This window comes from Atopomonas sediminilitoris, assembly GCF_022601735.1.
Lineage (GTDB): Bacteria > Pseudomonadota > Gammaproteobacteria > Pseudomonadales > Pseudomonadaceae > Atopomonas > Atopomonas sediminilitoris.
This window is the reverse complement of the sequence record NZ_JAKUMM010000008.1, coordinates 211953-228938: the sequence shown is the minus strand read 5'-3', so window position 1 is coordinate 228938 and position 16986 is coordinate 211953. Positions and strand designations below refer to the sequence as shown.

The window sequence follows — 16986 nt, the reverse complement described above, 5'->3', positions numbered from 1 at the left end:
TAGCCTTTTACACTCAGAACAGGTCGATGGGCGCACTCGTGGCTGGCTGCCCGCTGACGCTGTCTTGCGGATAGTAGGGATTGGTTTCGGCGGCCGGTGGCGTTTGCTCGGCTTTGAACACTTCAAAGTAGGCGTCGGGCGTGCCCGGCGCTGCGGCGCGGCCGGTATTGGGGTCAACCCGCAGGCTGACCATGCCGGACGGTTCGGCCGGCAGGTGGGCAGGCATGTCCTGCAGCGCGCCGCCCATGTAGCTCATCCAGATAGGTAGCGCGGCGGTGCCACCGTACTCGTTACGGCCTAGGCTTTCCGGTTGATCGAAACCGACCCATACCGTGGTGACCAAGTCGGCGTTATAGCCAGAGAACCAGGCATCTTTGCTTTCATTGGTGGTGCCTGTTTTGCCGGCAAGATCGCTACGGCCCAAAGCGAGTGCGCGACGGCCGGTGCCCCGGCGAATCACGTCTTGCAGCATGCTGGTCATTAGGTAGGCGGTGCGCTCATCGATGACGCGCTGCATGTGCAAGTTCTCGACAGCGGCTTCATTGGCGGCTACTTCGGCGGCTAATTGGCCAAGGTTCATGGCTTCGCCAGTTTCTTCTTCATCCAGCGCGACTGCTTGTTTGGTCGGGGTTTCTACGCGCAGCAATTCTTTGCCGTCGCGATCGGTAATGCGCTCAAGTAAGTAGGGCTTGATCTGAAAGCCGCCGTTGGCGAACACACTCCAGCCGGTGGCGATTTGCATCGGCGTTAAGCTTGCAGTGCCGAGGGCCAGCGAATAGTTGCGGGGCAGATCGTCGGGATCAAAGCCAAACAGCTGCGCGTACTTGAGGGCGTAGTCGATGCCGATGTCTTGCAGCAGGCGAATCGAGACCAAATTGCGCGAACGGTACAGAGCCTCACGGAGGGTGATGGGGCCTAGGAAGGTGTTGTTGTCATTTTTCGGGCGCCACACTTTGTCGATGTGCTCATCCACAAAGACGATTGGGGCATCGTTCACTAGGCTGGCCGGTGAATAACCTTTATCGATTGCGGCGGCGTAGATGAACGGCTTGAAGCTGGAGCCGGGCTGGCGTTTAGCTTGTGCGGCGCGGTTGTAATTGCTCTGCTCGAAGGAAAAACCGCCGACTAAGGCTTCGATAGCGCCAGTGTGTGGATTCAGTGAAACCAGCGCGCTTTGCGCTTTCGGGACTTGGGCGAACTCCCAGATCTCTTGCTCGTCTTTGAGTGTTTTTTCGATGCGGATGATGTCGCCGACGCTGACCACGTCGGCGGGTTTTTGTGGGCGCGCGCCCATGCTGCGGCTGTTAATAAACGGGCGTGCCCATTTCATGCTGTCCCAGCTAATCACGTGCTCGTTGCCATTGCGTAAGCGCGCCATGATGCCGCTCGCTTCGACGCTGGTCACAAGAGCAGGCTCCATGCCGTTCATGGAGTTTAATTGTGCCAGTCGCTGATGGCGCTCGGTCTCGGTCTTGTCGCCAAGGCGCGCTTCGGGGCCGCGGTAGCCGTGGCGGCGGTCGTACTCAATCAGGCCGCTGCGCAGTGCATGGTTAGCCAGTTGCTGGCGGCTACTGTTGATCGTTACGTACACATTAAAACCGTCGGTGTAAGCGGCGCTGCCGTACAGGCCGACCATTTCAGCGCGCGCCATCTCAGCAATATAGGGCGCGTTCACCTCGGGCTTAGGAACGTGGTATTCGGCGTCAACGGGGGCGGCGAGGGCTGCTTCTAAGCTGGCAGTGTCGATGCTGCCCAACTTGTGCATGCGTCCCAGAATCCAGTCGCGGCGCTCTTTGGCGCGTGCGGGATTAACCAGTGGGTTAAAACGCGATGGTGCTTTAGGTAGGCCGGCAATCATGGCCAATTGAGCTAGGCTCAGCTCTTGAATACTTTTGCCGTAATAAACATTGGCAGCCGCTTCGATGCCGTAGGAGCGATTGCCTAAATAGATTTTGTTGACGTAGAGCTCAAGAATTTCGGCCTTGGTGAGTTGGCGCTCGATTTGTAAGGCCAGCAGAATTTCGTTGAGTTTGCGCGAAAAGCTGCGCTCGCTGGAGAGAAAGAAGTTTTTAGCCACCTGCATGGTGATGGTACTACCACCACTTTGGATGCGTCCGCTTTGCAATAATTGAGCGGCAGCGCGCATCAGGCTCTTCACATCAACGCCATAATGGTGCTGAAAATTATCATCTTCGGCGGCCAGCAAGGCGTTGATAAAGTCTTGCGGGATTTGCTGGTAGGTGATCGGGTTGCGGCGCATTTCGCCAAATTCGGCGATTAGGCGTTCATCCTGGCTGTAAACGCGCAGAGGGATTTGCAATTGCACTGACTTCAGGGTATCGACGTCAGGCAAGGTGGGGTTGAGATACAGATACGCGCCGCTGAGTGCCATGATGGGCGCGCAGAGCAAGGCGAGTAACGACCACCAAAGAAATTTGATCAAGCGCATGGGGCTGTGAAAGTCCTGAAAAATGAACAGGTTAAGAATTGCGGATGAAGACAGGAGGAAGCGCATCACAGTATACGCGGATTTTTTCGTGGTGAGCTATTTGCGCTTCTGTCAAGTCTGTTATTTAATGTTGAAAAACATAAATCGTCCGTAAGTCTCGGATGTTGATAGGGAAATAGCCGTGCTAGGGCTCTTCAATAAGAAAGCGAATACGCTCCTGGGGATCGACATCAGCTCCACGTCGGTGAAGTTAATCGAGCTGAGTAAGTCGGGCTCTCGATTTAAAGTCGAGGCCTACGCCGTCGAGCCTCTGCCACCAAATGCGGTGGAAGAGAAGAACGTGGCTGACGTCGAGTTGGTCGGGCAGATCGTTGCGCGTGTGCTGGGCAAAGCCAAGAGCGGCGTTAAGAGCGCCGCTGTTGCGGTGTCAGGCTCGGCAGTGATCACCAAAACTATCGAAATGGAGTCTGGCTTGTCGGATGACGAGCTGGAGAACCAAATTCGTCTCGAAGCCGATCAATACATTCCGTATCCGCTGGATGAGGTTGCGCTCGACTTTGAAGTGGTCGGCCCCTCCAAGCGCAACCCTGAGCGCGTGGATGTGCTGCTTGCTGCGTGTCGTCGTGAAAACGTCGAAGATCGCGAGGCGGTACTCTCCGTTGCGGGGTTGACCGCCAAAGTGGTGGATATCGAAGCGCACGCCATGGAGCGTGCCTGTGATTTGATTCTACCGACCTTGTCCGGAGATGCTGAAGACTTGACCGTAGCGGTCGTGGACGTGGGCGCAACCATGACCACGCTCAACGTGTTGCATGCGGGGCGTAACGTCTATAACCGCGAGCTGTTGTTCGGTGGTAAGCAGCTGACTGAGGAAATTCAGCGTCGCTACAGTCTTTCTGTTGAAGAAGCTGGCCTTGCGAAGAAGCAAGGTGGCCTGCCAGATGACTATGAAACAGAGTTGCTTGGACCTTTCAAAGAGCAGGTGGTGCAGCAAGTTTCGCGGGCGCTGCAGTTTTTCTTTGCAGGCGGACAGTTCAATGATGTTGATCACATCTTGCTGGCTGGCGGCACAGCCTCAATTCCCGGCCTTGATCAATTAATTCAGCAAAAGATTGGGACTCCCACCCAAGTGGCAAACCCCTTTGCGCAAATGGCGCTTAGCGGGAAAGTTAATGCGGGGGCTTTAGCCAGTGATGCTCCTGCGCTGATGATTGCCTGCGGCCTAGCGATGAGGAGTTTCGACTAATGGCAAGAATTAACTTATTACCTTGGCGCGAAAAATTACGCGAAGAGCGTAAGCAGCGGTTTGTTGCTTCTTTGTTGGGTGTCTTTATTGCGGCGGCTGGATTGGTATTTGTGGCGGGTCAATACTTGACCTCTGAAATTGAGTATCAGACAGCGCGTGGTGATTACATTAAGAAAGAAATTGCCGTGCTGGATACGCGGATCGCAGAAATCAAGCAGCTGCAAGAGCGAAAAAAACAGCTGTTGGAGCGGATGAAAATTATTTCTGACTTGCAAGGTAATCGCCCTGTAATTGTGCGCGGGCTGGATGAGCTTGTGCGTTCGTTGCCGGATGGTGTTTTCTTTACCAAGGTCTCTACGAAAGAAAACCTGATTTCTCTAGAAGGGATTGCTGAGTCGAATAACCGTGTGTCAAAGCTGATGCGTCAGCTGGATGCGTCCGAGTGGCTGGAAGGACCGGTTCTGACCGGCGTTAAAGCATTAACCGCAGGCGAAATTGATCAGAAAAACAGCTTTGCCCTGACCGTAAGTCGCGTGGCGCCACAGCTTGAAGGAGGCGCTAAATGAGCCTGCAAACTGCGTTGGATGACCTGAAAAATTTAGACCTTAATAACCTTGACTTTGAGAATGTTGGCTCATGGCCGGTTGTGGTTAAGGTGATTTCTGCAGTGTTGTTGTTAACCTTGGTTTTGGTGTTGGGCTACAACTTTTATTTAAAAGATATTGAGAGCCAGCTTGAACAAGTAAAGCAGCAGGAAGTACAGCTGAAGCAGGACTTCGAGCAGAAGGCTTTTCAGGCGGCAAACCTAGACGCCTACAAAGAGCAAATGGTGGAAATGGAAGAGTCGTTTGGCGCACTTCTACGTCAGCTGCCGAGCGACACTGAAGTTCCAGGCTTGCTTGAAGATATTACTCGGACAGGGCTGGGTGCAGGTCTTGAATTCGATGAAATTAAGCTACAGCCAGAAGTAACGCAGCAGTTTTATATAGAACTGCCTATCTTGATCTCGGTTGTAGGTAGCTATCACGACTTGGCGACCTTCATTAGCGGTGTGGCGGCTTTGCCGCGCATTGTTACCTTGCATGATTTTGACGTCAGCCCGCTAAGTGGCCAGGCAGTAGGTGCAGGCTCGTCATTGAGAATGTCAATCACGGCAAAAACGTACCGATATAACGATAAGGGGGGCAAGTGATGCGCGCTTTTAAAGCTATTGCTCTCGGTTTCACTGCTTTAGTAATGACAGGGTGTAGTCAAGGTGACTTCTCTGATCTTAATGCATACATGGCGGAAGTTCGGGCGCGCCCCAAAGGATCGATTGAGCCACTCCCTCAATTTACGCCATACGAGGCATTTGCTTACAGTGCATCCAGCTTGCGCTCACCATTTCAGGCTCCAGTCAAATTTGAAGTGGTCAAGCGTCAAAAGGGCAGCAAAGAAGTTAAGCCGGATGAATCGCGGGTAAGACAGTTCTTAGAAGGTTTCAATATTGAAACCTTTAGTATGGTTGGCACGCTAAGTGACCAGCGTGGAATGTTTGCTTTGCTTCACGGAGCGGAGAGCGTGCACCGTGTTAAGGTCGGTGATTACTTGGGTCGTAATCACGGTAAAGTGATTGCAATCGACGCATCAAAGATTGATGTGATTGAAATAGTTCCAGATGGAGAGGGTGGCTGGCTTGAGAGGCCTCGTCAGTTACCTTTGAAAGATAATGGTTAAGGACAAGAGCATGCCAGCGCTCGGGGAAAAGAAGATGAAAACTATAACGACTAATATTGCTCTTTCTGCTGCTCTTGGATTGTTTTCCTGTACAAGCATTGCTGCGGACCTCAAGTCACTGGATGTGGTTACACTTCCAGGGGATCGAATGGAATTGCGCTTAGGCTTTGATTCTGCAGTGACTGCGCCCAGAGGCTACACCATTGAGCAGCCGGCTCGAATTGCACTGGATCTTCCGGGCGTTAAAAATAAGCTTGGGGTGAAGAGCCGCGAGCTGGGTATGGGTAATGCCCGAAGTGTGACGTTGGTAGAAGCTGCTGACCGCACGCGCATGATCATAAATATGACGGCATTAACGCCCTATTCAACAAGAGTTGAAGGCAATAATTTGATCGTGGTAGTGGGGGCTGGTGAGAAAACCACGGTCGCGCCTATTGCACCTGTGGCTGTTGCTCCTGCTGGCGCGCAAAGCATCAAGAATTTGGATTTCCAGCGTGGTGAGAAGGGTGAAGGCAGTGTGGTTATTGAGCTGTCGGATCCGTCAATCAGTCCGGATATTCAGGAAGTAGGCGGCAAGATTCGTTTAGAGTTTCCAAAGACTCAACTGCCTGAAGCGCTGCGCGTACGCTTAGATGTCAAGGATTTTGCTACGCCAGTTCAGTACGTTTACGCGCGCGGGGCTGCGGACAAGTCAACGGTTATTATCGAACCTACGGGTTTCTATGACTACTTGGCTTACCAAACCGATAATAAGCTAACGGTCAGCGTTAAGCCGTTAACTAAAGAAGAATCTGAAAAGCGCGTCTCTGATAAGTTTGCCTACAGCGGCGAAAAACTGTCGTTAAACTTCCAAGATATTGATGTGCGCTCAGTGTTGCAGTTAATTGCTGATTTTACCGATTTGAATTTGGTGGCCAGCGACACTGTTCAAGGCAGCATTACCCTGCGCTTGCAGAATGTGCCTTGGGATCAGGCGCTGGATTTGGTTTTAAAAACCAAGGGGTTAGATAAGCGCAAAGTAGGTAATGTGCTATTGGTTGCGCCCGCTGACGAGATTGCTGCTCGCGAGCGCCAAGAACTCGAATCGCAAAAGCAAATTGCTGAACTGGCACCGTTGCGTCGTGAGCTTATTCAAGTCAACTACGCAAAAGCATCAGATATTGCCAAGCTCTTCCAGTCCGTGACGGCTGATGGCGCAGAGCAGCGTGGCTCGGTGACTGTGGATGATCGCACAAACAGCATCATTGCTTATGAGACCCAAGATCGCCTAGATGAGCTTCGCCGGATTGTTACGCAGCTAGATATTCCAGTACGTCAAGTCATGATTGAAGCACGGATTGTCGAGGCTAACGTCGATTACAACAAAGAGCTTGGTGTTCAGTGGCGCGGTGCGCGCTTTGGTGATGGCACGGGTAACTTCGCCTACGGCGGCGCTGGTGGTAATCAGGTAGGTGGCTCGTTAGGTGGTGCGGTTGGGGATTTTGTTGATCTTGGTGCGTCTGCTCCGACCTCGGGTTTAGGTATTGGCTTCGTTACCGATAACACCATTCTCGATCTAGAATTGTCGGCGATGGAAAAAACCGGTAATGGTGAAGTTGTATCGCAGCCTAAAGTTGTTACTTCAGACAAAGAAACTGCAAAAATCCTGAAAGGTACCGAGGTTCCTTATCAAGAAGCTAGCTCAAGCGGTGCAACATCGGTTTCGTTCAAAGAAGCTGCCTTGGCGCTTGAGGTAACACCGCAAATCACTCCAGATAACAGCATCATTATTGAAGTTAAAGTTAATAAGGATGAGCCTGATTATTCGAACCAAGTGAATGGTGTTCCGCCAATTAAAAAGAACGAAGTCAGCGCCAAGATTCTGGTGGGTGACGGTGAAACGATCGTTATTGGTGGCGTGTTCTCAAATACGCAAACTAAGTCAGTCGATAAAGTGCCATTCTTGGGTGACCTGCCAGTTCTAGGGCGGCTATTCAAGCGTGACATTGTGGTTGACCAGAAAAATGAGCTGCTGATTTTCCTCACTCCGCGTATTTTGAATGGCCAGGGCATTGCGCTGAAGAACTAATTATTTGTGAATGTCGTCCTCGTTGGCCCGATGGGTGCTGGTAAAAGCACCATCGGGCGTCTTCTTTCTAAAGAGCTACGTTTGCCGTTTATCGATTCCGATAAGGAGATTGAGGAACGAACAGGCGCGGACATCCCGTGGATTTTTGATGTTGAGGGTGAGCAGGGCTTTCGCGATCGAGAGCAGGCGGTTGTAGAGGAGCTGCTTTCTCGTGACGGAATGCTGCTAGCAACAGGTGGTGGAGCCGTGTTGCGCGAGGCCAATCGCTTAGCGATGCAGCGCGGTGCTGTGGTGGTGTATTTGTTCGCCTCGGTTGAGCAGCAGGTCGCCCGTACAGCGCGTGATCGTAATCGTCCACTGCTGCAAACCGAAGATCCAGCCGCCGTTTTGGCGCGCTTAATGGCCATTCGCGACCCGCTGTATCGTGAGGTGGCTGACATCATTGTGGTTACCGACGAACGTCCCCCGCGCATGGTGGTGCAGGAAATCCTTCGCCAGCTCGACTCCCCCGATGGTGTTTGACAAGGTATCCTAGCCGCTTCGGTGTGTGAGGATGCTATGACGACATTGACGGTTGATTTGGGGGAGCGCAGTTACCCCATAACCATCGGCGCAGGTTTGCTTGATCAGCCTGAGCTATTTCTTCCTTATATTGCAGGCAAGCAAGTGGCGGTGGTGACAAATACCACAGTCGCGCCCTTGTATCTTGAGCGATTGACCGCGACTCTAGCTGGGCGCGATGTTCATGCTGTTGTGTTGCCAGATGGCGAGCAGCACAAAGACTGGCAAACGCTGAATCTGATTTTTGATGAGCTTCTTAAGCAGCGGCACGATCGCAAAACGACCTTGATTGCCTTAGGTGGTGGGGTGGTTGGTGATATGACGGGCTTTGCTGCGGCCTGTTATCAGCGCGGGGTTAACTTTATTCAGGTGCCTACCACGCTGTTGTCGCAAGTTGATTCTTCTGTTGGTGGTAAGACGGGCATTAATCATCCTCTCGGCAAGAATATGGTTGGGGCTTTTTATCAGCCGCAGTCGGTTGTGATTGATATCGATACGCTGCGCACGTTGCCGGCAAGAGAGTTGTCCGCAGGCTTGGCTGAGGTGATTAAGTACGGCCTTATTTGTGATGAGCCGTTTTTTTGTTGGTTAGAGCAACATGTCGATGCGTTGCTCGCATTGGATTCTGCCGCGCTTAGTGAGGCGATCGAGCGCTCGTGTGCCGCAAAGGCGCGCGTGGTGGCGCAGGATGAGCGCGAAGGCGGTATCCGCGCCATCTTGAATCTTGGTCATACCTTTGGGCACGCCATTGAAACCGAGCAAGGTTACGGTAATTGGTTGCACGGCGAAGCGGTTGCTGCGGGTACTGTCATGGCTTTGGATCTGTCCCACCGTTTAGGTTGGATTGATGCTGAGGTTGTGCGCCGAGGTTGTGACCTGTTGGCGCGTGCGGGTCTTCCCGTTGCGCCGCCTGCGGACATGACGGTGGAGGCGTTTATCCAGCATATGTCGGTCGATAAAAAAGTTTTAGATGGTCAGTTACGATTGGTGTTGCTCAAAGGCCTCGGACAAGCCTGTGTAACGGCCGATTTTTCTCGTGAAGCGTTATTGGCAACGCTTAGCGCACGATACCCACTTTAAGAATTCTTCGAGAGCATTGCATGCTGCACGCTGATGACGCTTTGTTAGAGCACTACGGTTTTTCACATGATCCGTTTGCGGCGCGTGTGCCAGGGATGAAGTTTTTCCCAGCGCAGCGCAAGACTGTACTGAGCCAATTGCACCATTTGGCGCGTTATAGCCAGTTAATGTTGCTGGTCACAGGGCCTGAGGGCAGTGGCAAGACTCTGCTGCGTAAGGCTTTGGCTGGGAGTGCGAATAAGGATTCGGTCAAGAGCGTCATTTTAAATGGCCGCAGCGTAGCCACGCCCAAAGACTTGTTGCTGCACGTGGCGCAGGGGCTTGGCGGTGTATCGAGTGATTTGGATGAGGTCTTTGAGTTAATCGAGCAAGTCGCGCTAACAGGGCAAGAGCTGTACCTGCTGATTGACGAGGCCGATGACCTTGCCGATGAGGTATTGCCGACTTTGTTGACCCTTTCGGAGGGGCAGGGCCAGGCGCGGCCGCATGTGTTTCTGTTTGCAACGGCGGCATTGGCGGCGCGGCTTGAGCGGTTAACGCTCGAGCAAGAGCGCTTTCACCCCATCGCCTTGGCGCCCTATGAATATGAAGATACTTGCGAGTACTTGGCGCAGCGTTTAAAGGCAGCGGGTGCTGATTTAGATGTCTTCAATGAAGAGCAGTTAGAGCAAATTCACGAAGAGTCGGGTGGTTGGCCTGGAGTGATTAATCGTGTTGCCCATGAGGTGGCCGTCGAGGCGATGCATGAGCAGGCTGAGCCCGCCAATGCGCCGCGTGGGCGCTTCCCTGTGAAGCACCTTGCGCTGTTGGCGGTGGTGGCGCTCGGTGTGATGGCTGCTTGGTTTATGCAGGGGCGCACCGAGCCAGGCGTTGCTTCTAGCGCCCCCGCTGAGATTGCCTTGCCGCCGGTGACGCCTGTGGCCAGTGTCGATGCTGAGTCGACAGTGGGTTCAGGCTCAGTGGCACAGCCCAGTATCGCCGCAGTACCTGAGGCTGCAGAGGGTGCTGGTGTGGTGCCGCAAGTTCAATTCAGCGGCCAAAGCCAGCCGTTGCCGCTGCCTATGACGCAGCCGGCGCAAGCGGTGGTGCGCGATGTGTCGCCAGTTGCTGCTGCGCCAGTGGCTGAACCCGCGCCCAAGCCGGAGCCTGAGGTCGTGGCGGAGCCAGTAGCGCAGCCGGCACCGCAGCCGGTGGCGCCGGTAGCGCCTGTGCTAGAGAAGCCGGCGGTTGCTGAGGTGGCCAAGCCGGCCCCTGCGCCAAAGCCTGAGTCTAAGCCTGTCGCCGCTGCGGCTAAGTCGGTTGCTGCAGGGAGTGATTGGTATACGCAGCAAGCGGGTAGCGATTACGCGCTGCAGATTTCTGCGCTCTCGACCGAAGTGGCGGCTAAATCGGTACTCGCTAAGTTTGGTGGTCAATACCACTATTACCGCAAACAGGTCGGCGGCAAGCCAATATTTGTGGTGACGTTTGGTCGCTTTACTTCGGCCTTAGAGGCTAAAAAAGCGATCGCTACCTTGCCGGCGACCTTTCAGCGTAACAAGCCTTGGCCCAAGCGTTTCGGCGATATACAGCGCGAGATTCAAGCGAGTCGCTAACGCAATGGAGAGCTTTAGCGCCTCGTTGAGCTAATCTGCTGTGCACGACTGACTTAGCGGTCAGTAACATGGATGCCGGTGACGCTCCATTCGCAATCGCGACATTGAATTAAACCCAGCGGTCACGAAAATTTGTGGGGCATAGGGGGGGTGTGTACAATGACCTCCCTTTTGCCCTCTCTCAGGGCTTTTTGCGCCCTGAGTTTTGTGGCAAGTAATTGATTTATATAAAGATTTTCCAGGTGAGGGTCTATGAAAGCAGGTTTGTATCATCCTGGTGAGTTCAAGGATAACTGCGGATTTGGTCTGATCGCCCACATGCAGGGTGAGGCCAGTCATCACCTGTTGCAGACGGCCATCGAAGCCCTAACGTGCATGACTCACCGTGGCGGCATTAACGCCGATGGTAAGACGGGTGATGGTTGTGGTCTGCTGATTCAGAAGCCAGACGCCTTCTTGCGTGCGATCGCGCAAGCTGAATTCGCTGCGCAACTGCCCCAGCAATATGCCGTGGGCATGGTGTTCTTCAACCAAGACGCTGCCAAAGCAGAAGCCGCGCGCGCCAACATGAATCGCGAGATCGAAGCTGCCGGCCTGACGTTGGTCGGCTGGCGCAAAGTGCCGATCGACACCAGCGTGCTGGGTGAGTTGGCTCTGGCTCGTCTGCCACAAATTGAACAAGTTTTTGTTGGCGGTGAAGGCCTGAGCGACCAGCAGTTTGCGGTCAAGCTGTTCAGTGCGCGCCGTCGCTCTTCCGTGGCGAATGCCGCGGATAGCGATCACTACATCTGTAGCTTTTCGCACAAGACCATCATTTATAAAGGCCTGATGATGCCGGCAGACCTTGCCGCCTTCTATCCGGACCTCAGCGACGAGCGCCTGCAAACCGCTATTTGCGTGTTCCACCAGCGCTTCTCGACCAACACCCTGCCTAAGTGGCCCTTGGCGCAGCCGTTCCGCTTTTTGGCGCACAACGGTGAAATCAACACCATCACCGGTAACCGCAACTGGGCACAGGCGCGCCGGACCAAGTTCGCCAACGAGATGATTCCCGACCTGGCTGAGCTGGGCCCGCTGGTTAACCGCGTGGGTTCTGACTCCTCCAGCATGGACAACATGCTGGAGTTGATGGTCACCGGCGGTATCGACCTGTTCCGTGGCGTGCGCATGATCATTCCGCCGGCGTGGCAGAACGTCGACACCATGGATGCCGAGCTGCGGGCATTCTACGAATACAACTCCATGCACATGGAGCCGTGGGATGGCCCGGCCGGCGTCGTTATGACCGACGGCCGTTATGCGGTCTGTCTGCTCGACCGTAACGGTCTGCGCCCTGCGCGTTGGGTCACCACTAAGAATGGTTACATCACCCTCGCCTCAGAAATCGGCGTCTGGGATTACCAGCCCGAAGATGTGCTGGCCAAAGGCCGTGTTGGCCCGGGGCAAATCTTGGCGGTGGACACGCAAACCGGCGAGATGCTGCAAACCAAAGATATCGATGATCGCCTCAAGTCGCGCCATCCCTACAAGCAGTGGCTGCGTCAGAGCGCCTTGCGTATCCGTGCCAGCCTAGATGAAGACCATGGCAGCGCGAGCTACGATCAAGATCAGCTCAAGCAGTACATGAAGATGTTCCAGGTCACCTTCGAAGAGCGCGACCAAGTTCTGCGCCCGATGGCGGAGCAGGGCCAAGAAGCGGTCGGCTCGATGGGCGATGACACACCGATGGCCGTGCTGTCACAGCGCGTGCGTTCGGTGTACGACTACTTCCGTCAGCAGTTTGCGCAGGTAACCAACCCGCCGATCGACCCGCTGCGCGAGTCTATCGTGATGTCGCTGGAAACCTGTTTGGGTGCCGAGCGTAATATTTTTGATGAAACAGCAGACCACGCTAAGCGTGCGATTCTGACCTCGCCTGTGATTTCGCCGGCGAAGTGGAGTTCGATTCTTGGTCTGACGGATCCGGCTTTTGCCCACCAGCGCATCGATCTGAACTACGCCGAAGAACTCGGCTTGAAAGCGGCGATTGAAAATATTGCCGATCAAGCCGAAGAAGCGGTGCGTGCCGGTAAAGTGCTGTTAGTGCTGAGCGACCGCAATATTGCCCCGGGTAAGCTGCCGGTGCATGCGGCGATGGCGACCGGTGCCGTGCACCACCGTTTGGTGGAAAAAGGCCTGCGTTGCGACTGCAATATTTTGGTTGAGACCGCCACCGCGCGTGACTCGCACCACTATGCGGTACTGATGGGCTTTGGTGCCTCGGCGGTGTATCCGTACCTCGCGTACGAAGTGCTGGAAGACTTGGTGCGTACCGGCGAAGTGCTGGGCGACACCCACGAAATCTTCAAGTACTACCGCAAAGGTATCGCCAAAGGCTTGATGAAGATCCTGTCGAAGATGGGTATCTCCACCATGGCCTCGTACCGTGGTTCGCAATTGTTTGAAGCCGTGGGTCTGTCTAAAGACGTGACCGAGCTGTGCTTCCGTGGCGTAGCTAGCCGCATCGAAGGCGCGCGCTTTGTTGATCTCGAGGCAGAGCAAAAGCTGCTGGCCGCTGAGGCCTGGAGTGCCCGCAAGCCCATCCAGCAAGGTGGCCTGCTGAAGTTTGTTCACGGCGGCGAGTACCATGCCTACAATCCGGATGTGGTGAACACCCTGCAAGCCGCGGTGCAGCAAGACTCGTACGAGAAGTATCAAGAATACGCCGATATGGTGAACAGCCGTCCGGTGTCTTCGTTGCGTGACATGTTCCAGGTCAAGCTAACCGATAAGCCGCTGGCGCTGGATGATGTCGAGCCGCTGGATGCGATCTTTAAGCGCTTTGACTCGGCGGGCATCTCGCTGGGCGCGCTGTCGCCAGAAGCTCACGAAGCCATTGCGGAAGCGATGAACCGCTTAGGCGCGCGCTCAAACTCCGGTGAGGGCGGTGAAGATCCGGTGCGTTACGGCACCATGAAAACCTCCAAGATCAAGCAAGTGGCTTCGGGCCGTTTCGGCGTCACGCCGGAATACTTGGTCAACGCCGAGGTTATTCAGATCAAAGTGGCGCAAGGCGCTAAGCCCGGTGAGGGCGGTCAGTTGCCGGGCGGCAAGGTGAATGCCTTGATCGCGCGTCTGCGTTATGCCGTACCGGGCGTGACCTTGATCTCGCCGCCGCCGCACCACGATATCTACTCGATTGAAGACCTGTCGCAGCTGATTTTCGACCTCAAGCAGGTCAACCCAGCGGCGCAGGTATCGGTCAAGCTGGTGGCGGAAGCGGGCGTAGGCACGATTGCTGCCGGTGTGGCCAAAGCCTACGCCGACCTGATCACTATCTCCGGCTACGACGGCGGCACCGGCGCTTCGCCGCTGACCTCGATCAAGTACGCGGGTAGTCCGTGGGAGTTGGGCCTGTCTGAGGCGCACCAAGCCCTGCGTGCCAACGACCTGCGCGGCAAAGTGCGCGTACAAACCGACGGCGGTTTAAAGACCGGTCTGGACGTGGTTAAAGCGGCCATTTTGGGTGCTGAAAGCTTCGGCTTTGGTACTGCGCCGATGATCGCCTTGGGTTGTAAGTACCTGCGTATTTGCCACCTGAACAACTGCGCCACCGGTGTGGCGACACAGAACGAGCGTCTGCGCCGCGATCACTACATCGGTACCGTGGAAATGGTGATGAACTTCTTCACCTACGTTGCCATGGAAACCCGTGAGTGGTTGGCCAAGCTTGGCGTTGCCAGTCTGCAGGACTTGATCGGTCGTACCGATTTGCTGGAAGTGTTGCCTGGCAGCACTGGCAAGCAAAGCAACTTGGACCTGACGCCGCTGATCCGCAACGATTTGATTCCTGCAGAAAAGCCACAGTACTGCTTAAGCGACCGCAACCCGCCGTTCGACAAGGGCTTGCTCGCTGAGCAAATGGTCGAGATGGCCAAAGAGGCGATCGCGGCCAAGTCTGGCGGTGAATACAGCTTAGATGTGTGTAACTGCGACCGTTCGATTGGCGCGCGTATCTCGGGCGAAATTGCCAAGGCGCACGGCAATCAGGGCATGGTCAGTGCCCCGATCACGTTCCGCTTTAAGGGCACTGCGGGTCAGAGCTTCGGCGTGTGGAACGCCGGCGGCTTGAACCTGTACCTTGAAGGCGATGCCAACGACTACGTCGGCAAGGGCATGACCGGCGGTAAGCTGGTGATTGCGCCGCCCAAGGGCAGTGCGTTTGCTAGCCAAGAAAGCGCCATCATCGGGAACACCTGCTTGTACGGTGCAACGGGCGGCGCCTTGTTTGCCGCCGGCACTGCGGGCGAGCGCTTCGCCGTGCGTAACTCCGGTGCCCATGCGGTCATCGAGGGTGCTGGCGATCACTGCTGTGAGTACATGACTGGCGGCATGGTTTGCGTGCTGGGTCGCACCGGCTACAACTTCGGTGCCGGGATGACCGGTGGCTTCGCTTACGTGCTCGACCAAGACAACAGCTTTGTCGACAAGGTGAACCACGAGCTGGTGGAAATCACCCGCATCAGCAGCGAGGCCATGGAAGCCTACCGCAGCCACCTGCAAGAAGTGATTGCCGAGTACGTGGCCGAAACAGGCAGTACCTGGGGCGCTTACTTACTGGAGAACTTGGACGATTACGTGCGTAGGTTCTGGCTGGTCAAGCCGAAGGCGGCCAACTTGGCGTCGCTGCTGTCGACCACCCGCGCTAACCCACAATAATGCAGCATCGCCCTGAGCCGCTTGCGCCCTGCGCGCGGCTCAGGCAACCCTGATGAGTTACAGCTTGAGGCGTGACGCTTGAGGCTGCTGTAAAGAGGTTTTTGATATGGCTGAACGTCTGAATAACGACTTCCAGTTCATCGAAGTCGGGCGCAAAGACCCGAAGAAAAAGCTGCTGCGTCAGCGTAAAAAAGAGTTCGTGGAGATTTACGACACGTTTAAGCCGGCGCAAGCCTGCGAACAAGCGCATCGTTGTCTCGGCTGCGGCAACCCTTACTGTGAGTGGAAGTGCCCCGTGCACAACTACATCCCGAACTGGTTGAAGCTGGTTCACGAAGGCAACATTTTGGCCGCGGCAGAGCTGTCGCATCAGACCAATACCTTGCCTGAAGTCTGTGGCCGCGTGTGCCCGCAAGACCGCCTGTGCGAAGGCGCGTGTACCCTAAACGACGGCTTTGGTGCCGTCACCATCGGCTCGGTCGAGAAGTACATCACCGACACCGCTTTTGCCATGGGCTGGCGTCCGGACATGTCCAAGGTCGTGCCTACCGGTAAAAAAGTCGCGGTGATTGGTGCCGGCCCTGCTGGCCTAGGCTGCGCGGATATTCTGGTACGCAACGGCGTAAAACCGGTCGTGTTTGATAAGAATCCGGAAATCGGCGGCTTGCTGACCTTCGGTATTCCCGAGTTCAAGTTGGAAAAAAGCGTGCTCGAACGCCGCCGTGAAGTGTTCACCGGCATGGGCGTTGAGTTCCGCCTGAACACGGAAATCGGCACCGATGTGCAAATCGATGATTTGCTGCGGGATTACGATGCCGTCTTCATGGGCATGGGTACCTACACCTACATGAAAGGCGGCTTCCCCGGTGAAGACCTGCCAGGCGTGTACGATGCCTTGGATTTCCTCATCGCTAACGTCAACCGTAATTTGGGCTTTGAAAAAGCCCCGGAAGACTTTATCGGCATGAAGGGCAAAAAGGTTGTGGTGCTCGGCGGTGGTGACACCGCGATGGACTGTAATCGGACCTCGATTCGTCAGGGTGCGAGCAGCGTGACCTGTGCTTACCGCCGTGACGAAGAAAACATGCCCGGCTCGCGCAAAGAAGTGAAGAACGCCAAAGAAGAAGGCGTTAACTTCCTGTTCAACCGCCAGCCCATCGCCATTGTTGGCGAGGACAAGGTTGAAGGCGTCAAAGTGGTGGAAACCCGTCTGGGTGAGCCCGATGCGCGTGGCCGTCGCAGTCCTGAGCCGATTCCAGGCTCTGAGGAAGTGATTCCGGCAGACGCGGTGCTGATCGCCTTCGGCTTCCGTCCAAGTCCTGCCAGTTGGTTTGAAGCGCAAAGCATCAAGACCGATAACAGCGGTCGCGTGGTCGCCCCAGAGCAAGCGCAGTACAAGTTCCAAACCAGCAATCCCAAGATTTTTGCCGGTGGCGACATGGTGCGTGGCTCTGACTTGGTGGTGACAGCTATCCACGAAGGCCGTCAGGCGGCTGAAGGGATTCTCGACTACCTCGGCGTATAAGCCACGGCTTGCGTCAGATCAATCGATCAGCAAAAGGCACGGCACTCG

The 16986-nt window shown here is 55.1% G+C and carries 11 protein-coding genes; 10 read left to right on the top strand and 1 reads right to left on the bottom strand.

Features of this window, described 5'->3' with window-relative positions; genetic code table 11:
* Window positions 1-13: 13 nt before the first annotated feature.
* Window positions 14-2449, bottom strand: coding sequence for a penicillin-binding protein 1A (locus MKI83_RS14020; protein WP_241587556.1), 2436 nt, complete (start codon window positions 2447-2449; stop codon window positions 14-16).
* A gap of 181 nt (window positions 2450-2630) precedes the next feature.
* On the opposite strand from MKI83_RS14020, the gene MKI83_RS14015 reads away from it, so the two are divergent.
* From MKI83_RS14015 to MKI83_RS13970, 10 genes are all read left to right on the top strand, one after another.
* A complete protein-coding gene (locus MKI83_RS14015; protein ID WP_241587554.1) occupies window positions 2631-3695 on the top strand; it encodes a pilus assembly protein PilM in 1065 nt (354 codons plus the stop codon).
* Complete coding sequence (locus MKI83_RS14010) at window positions 3695-4261, top strand: PilN domain-containing protein (RefSeq protein WP_241587552.1); 567 nt, start codon at window positions 3695-3697, stop codon at window positions 4259-4261. Before MKI83_RS14015 ends, MKI83_RS14010 begins: the two co-directional genes overlap by 1 nt.
* A complete protein-coding gene (gene pilO / locus MKI83_RS14005) occupies window positions 4258-4887 on the top strand; it encodes a type 4a pilus biogenesis protein PilO (protein ID WP_241587550.1) in 630 nt (209 codons plus the stop codon). Before MKI83_RS14010 ends, pilO begins: the two co-directional genes overlap by 4 nt.
* Window positions 4887-5411: a type 4a pilus biogenesis lipoprotein PilP gene (gene pilP / locus MKI83_RS14000; protein WP_241587549.1), complete on the top strand. Its 525-nt coding sequence runs from the start codon at window positions 4887-4889 to the stop codon at window positions 5409-5411. Before pilO ends, pilP begins: the two co-directional genes overlap by 1 nt.
* 34 nt (window positions 5412-5445) lie before the next feature.
* Window positions 5446-7479 (top strand): type IV pilus secretin PilQ, encoded by a 2034-nt coding sequence (locus MKI83_RS13995; RefSeq protein ID WP_241587647.1) that lies wholly within the window; start codon window positions 5446-5448, stop codon window positions 7477-7479.
* 6 nt (window positions 7480-7485) lie between these two features.
* Window positions 7486-8001 (top strand): shikimate kinase AroK, encoded by a 516-nt coding sequence (gene aroK, locus MKI83_RS13990; RefSeq protein ID WP_370867400.1) that lies wholly within the window; start codon window positions 7486-7488, stop codon window positions 7999-8001.
* Window positions 8002-8037: 36 nt separating this feature from the next.
* Complete coding sequence (gene aroB / locus MKI83_RS13985) at window positions 8038-9120, top strand: 3-dehydroquinate synthase (protein WP_241587547.1); 1083 nt, start codon at window positions 8038-8040, stop codon at window positions 9118-9120.
* A gap of 20 nt (window positions 9121-9140) precedes the next feature.
* A complete protein-coding gene (locus tag MKI83_RS13980; RefSeq protein ID WP_241587545.1) occupies window positions 9141-10715 on the top strand; it encodes an AAA family ATPase in 1575 nt (524 codons plus the stop codon).
* A 252-nt stretch (window positions 10716-10967) separates the two neighbouring features.
* The gene (gene gltB, locus MKI83_RS13975) at window positions 10968-15413 is read left to right on the top strand and encodes a glutamate synthase large subunit (RefSeq protein ID WP_241587543.1); all 4446 of its coding nucleotides are present in this window, start codon (window positions 10968-10970) and stop codon (window positions 15411-15413) included.
* A gap of 106 nt (window positions 15414-15519) precedes the next feature.
* Window positions 15520-16938 (top strand): glutamate synthase small subunit GltD family protein, encoded by a 1419-nt coding sequence (locus tag MKI83_RS13970; RefSeq protein WP_241587541.1) that lies wholly within the window; start codon window positions 15520-15522, stop codon window positions 16936-16938.
* Window positions 16939-16986: the final 48 nt, after the last annotated feature.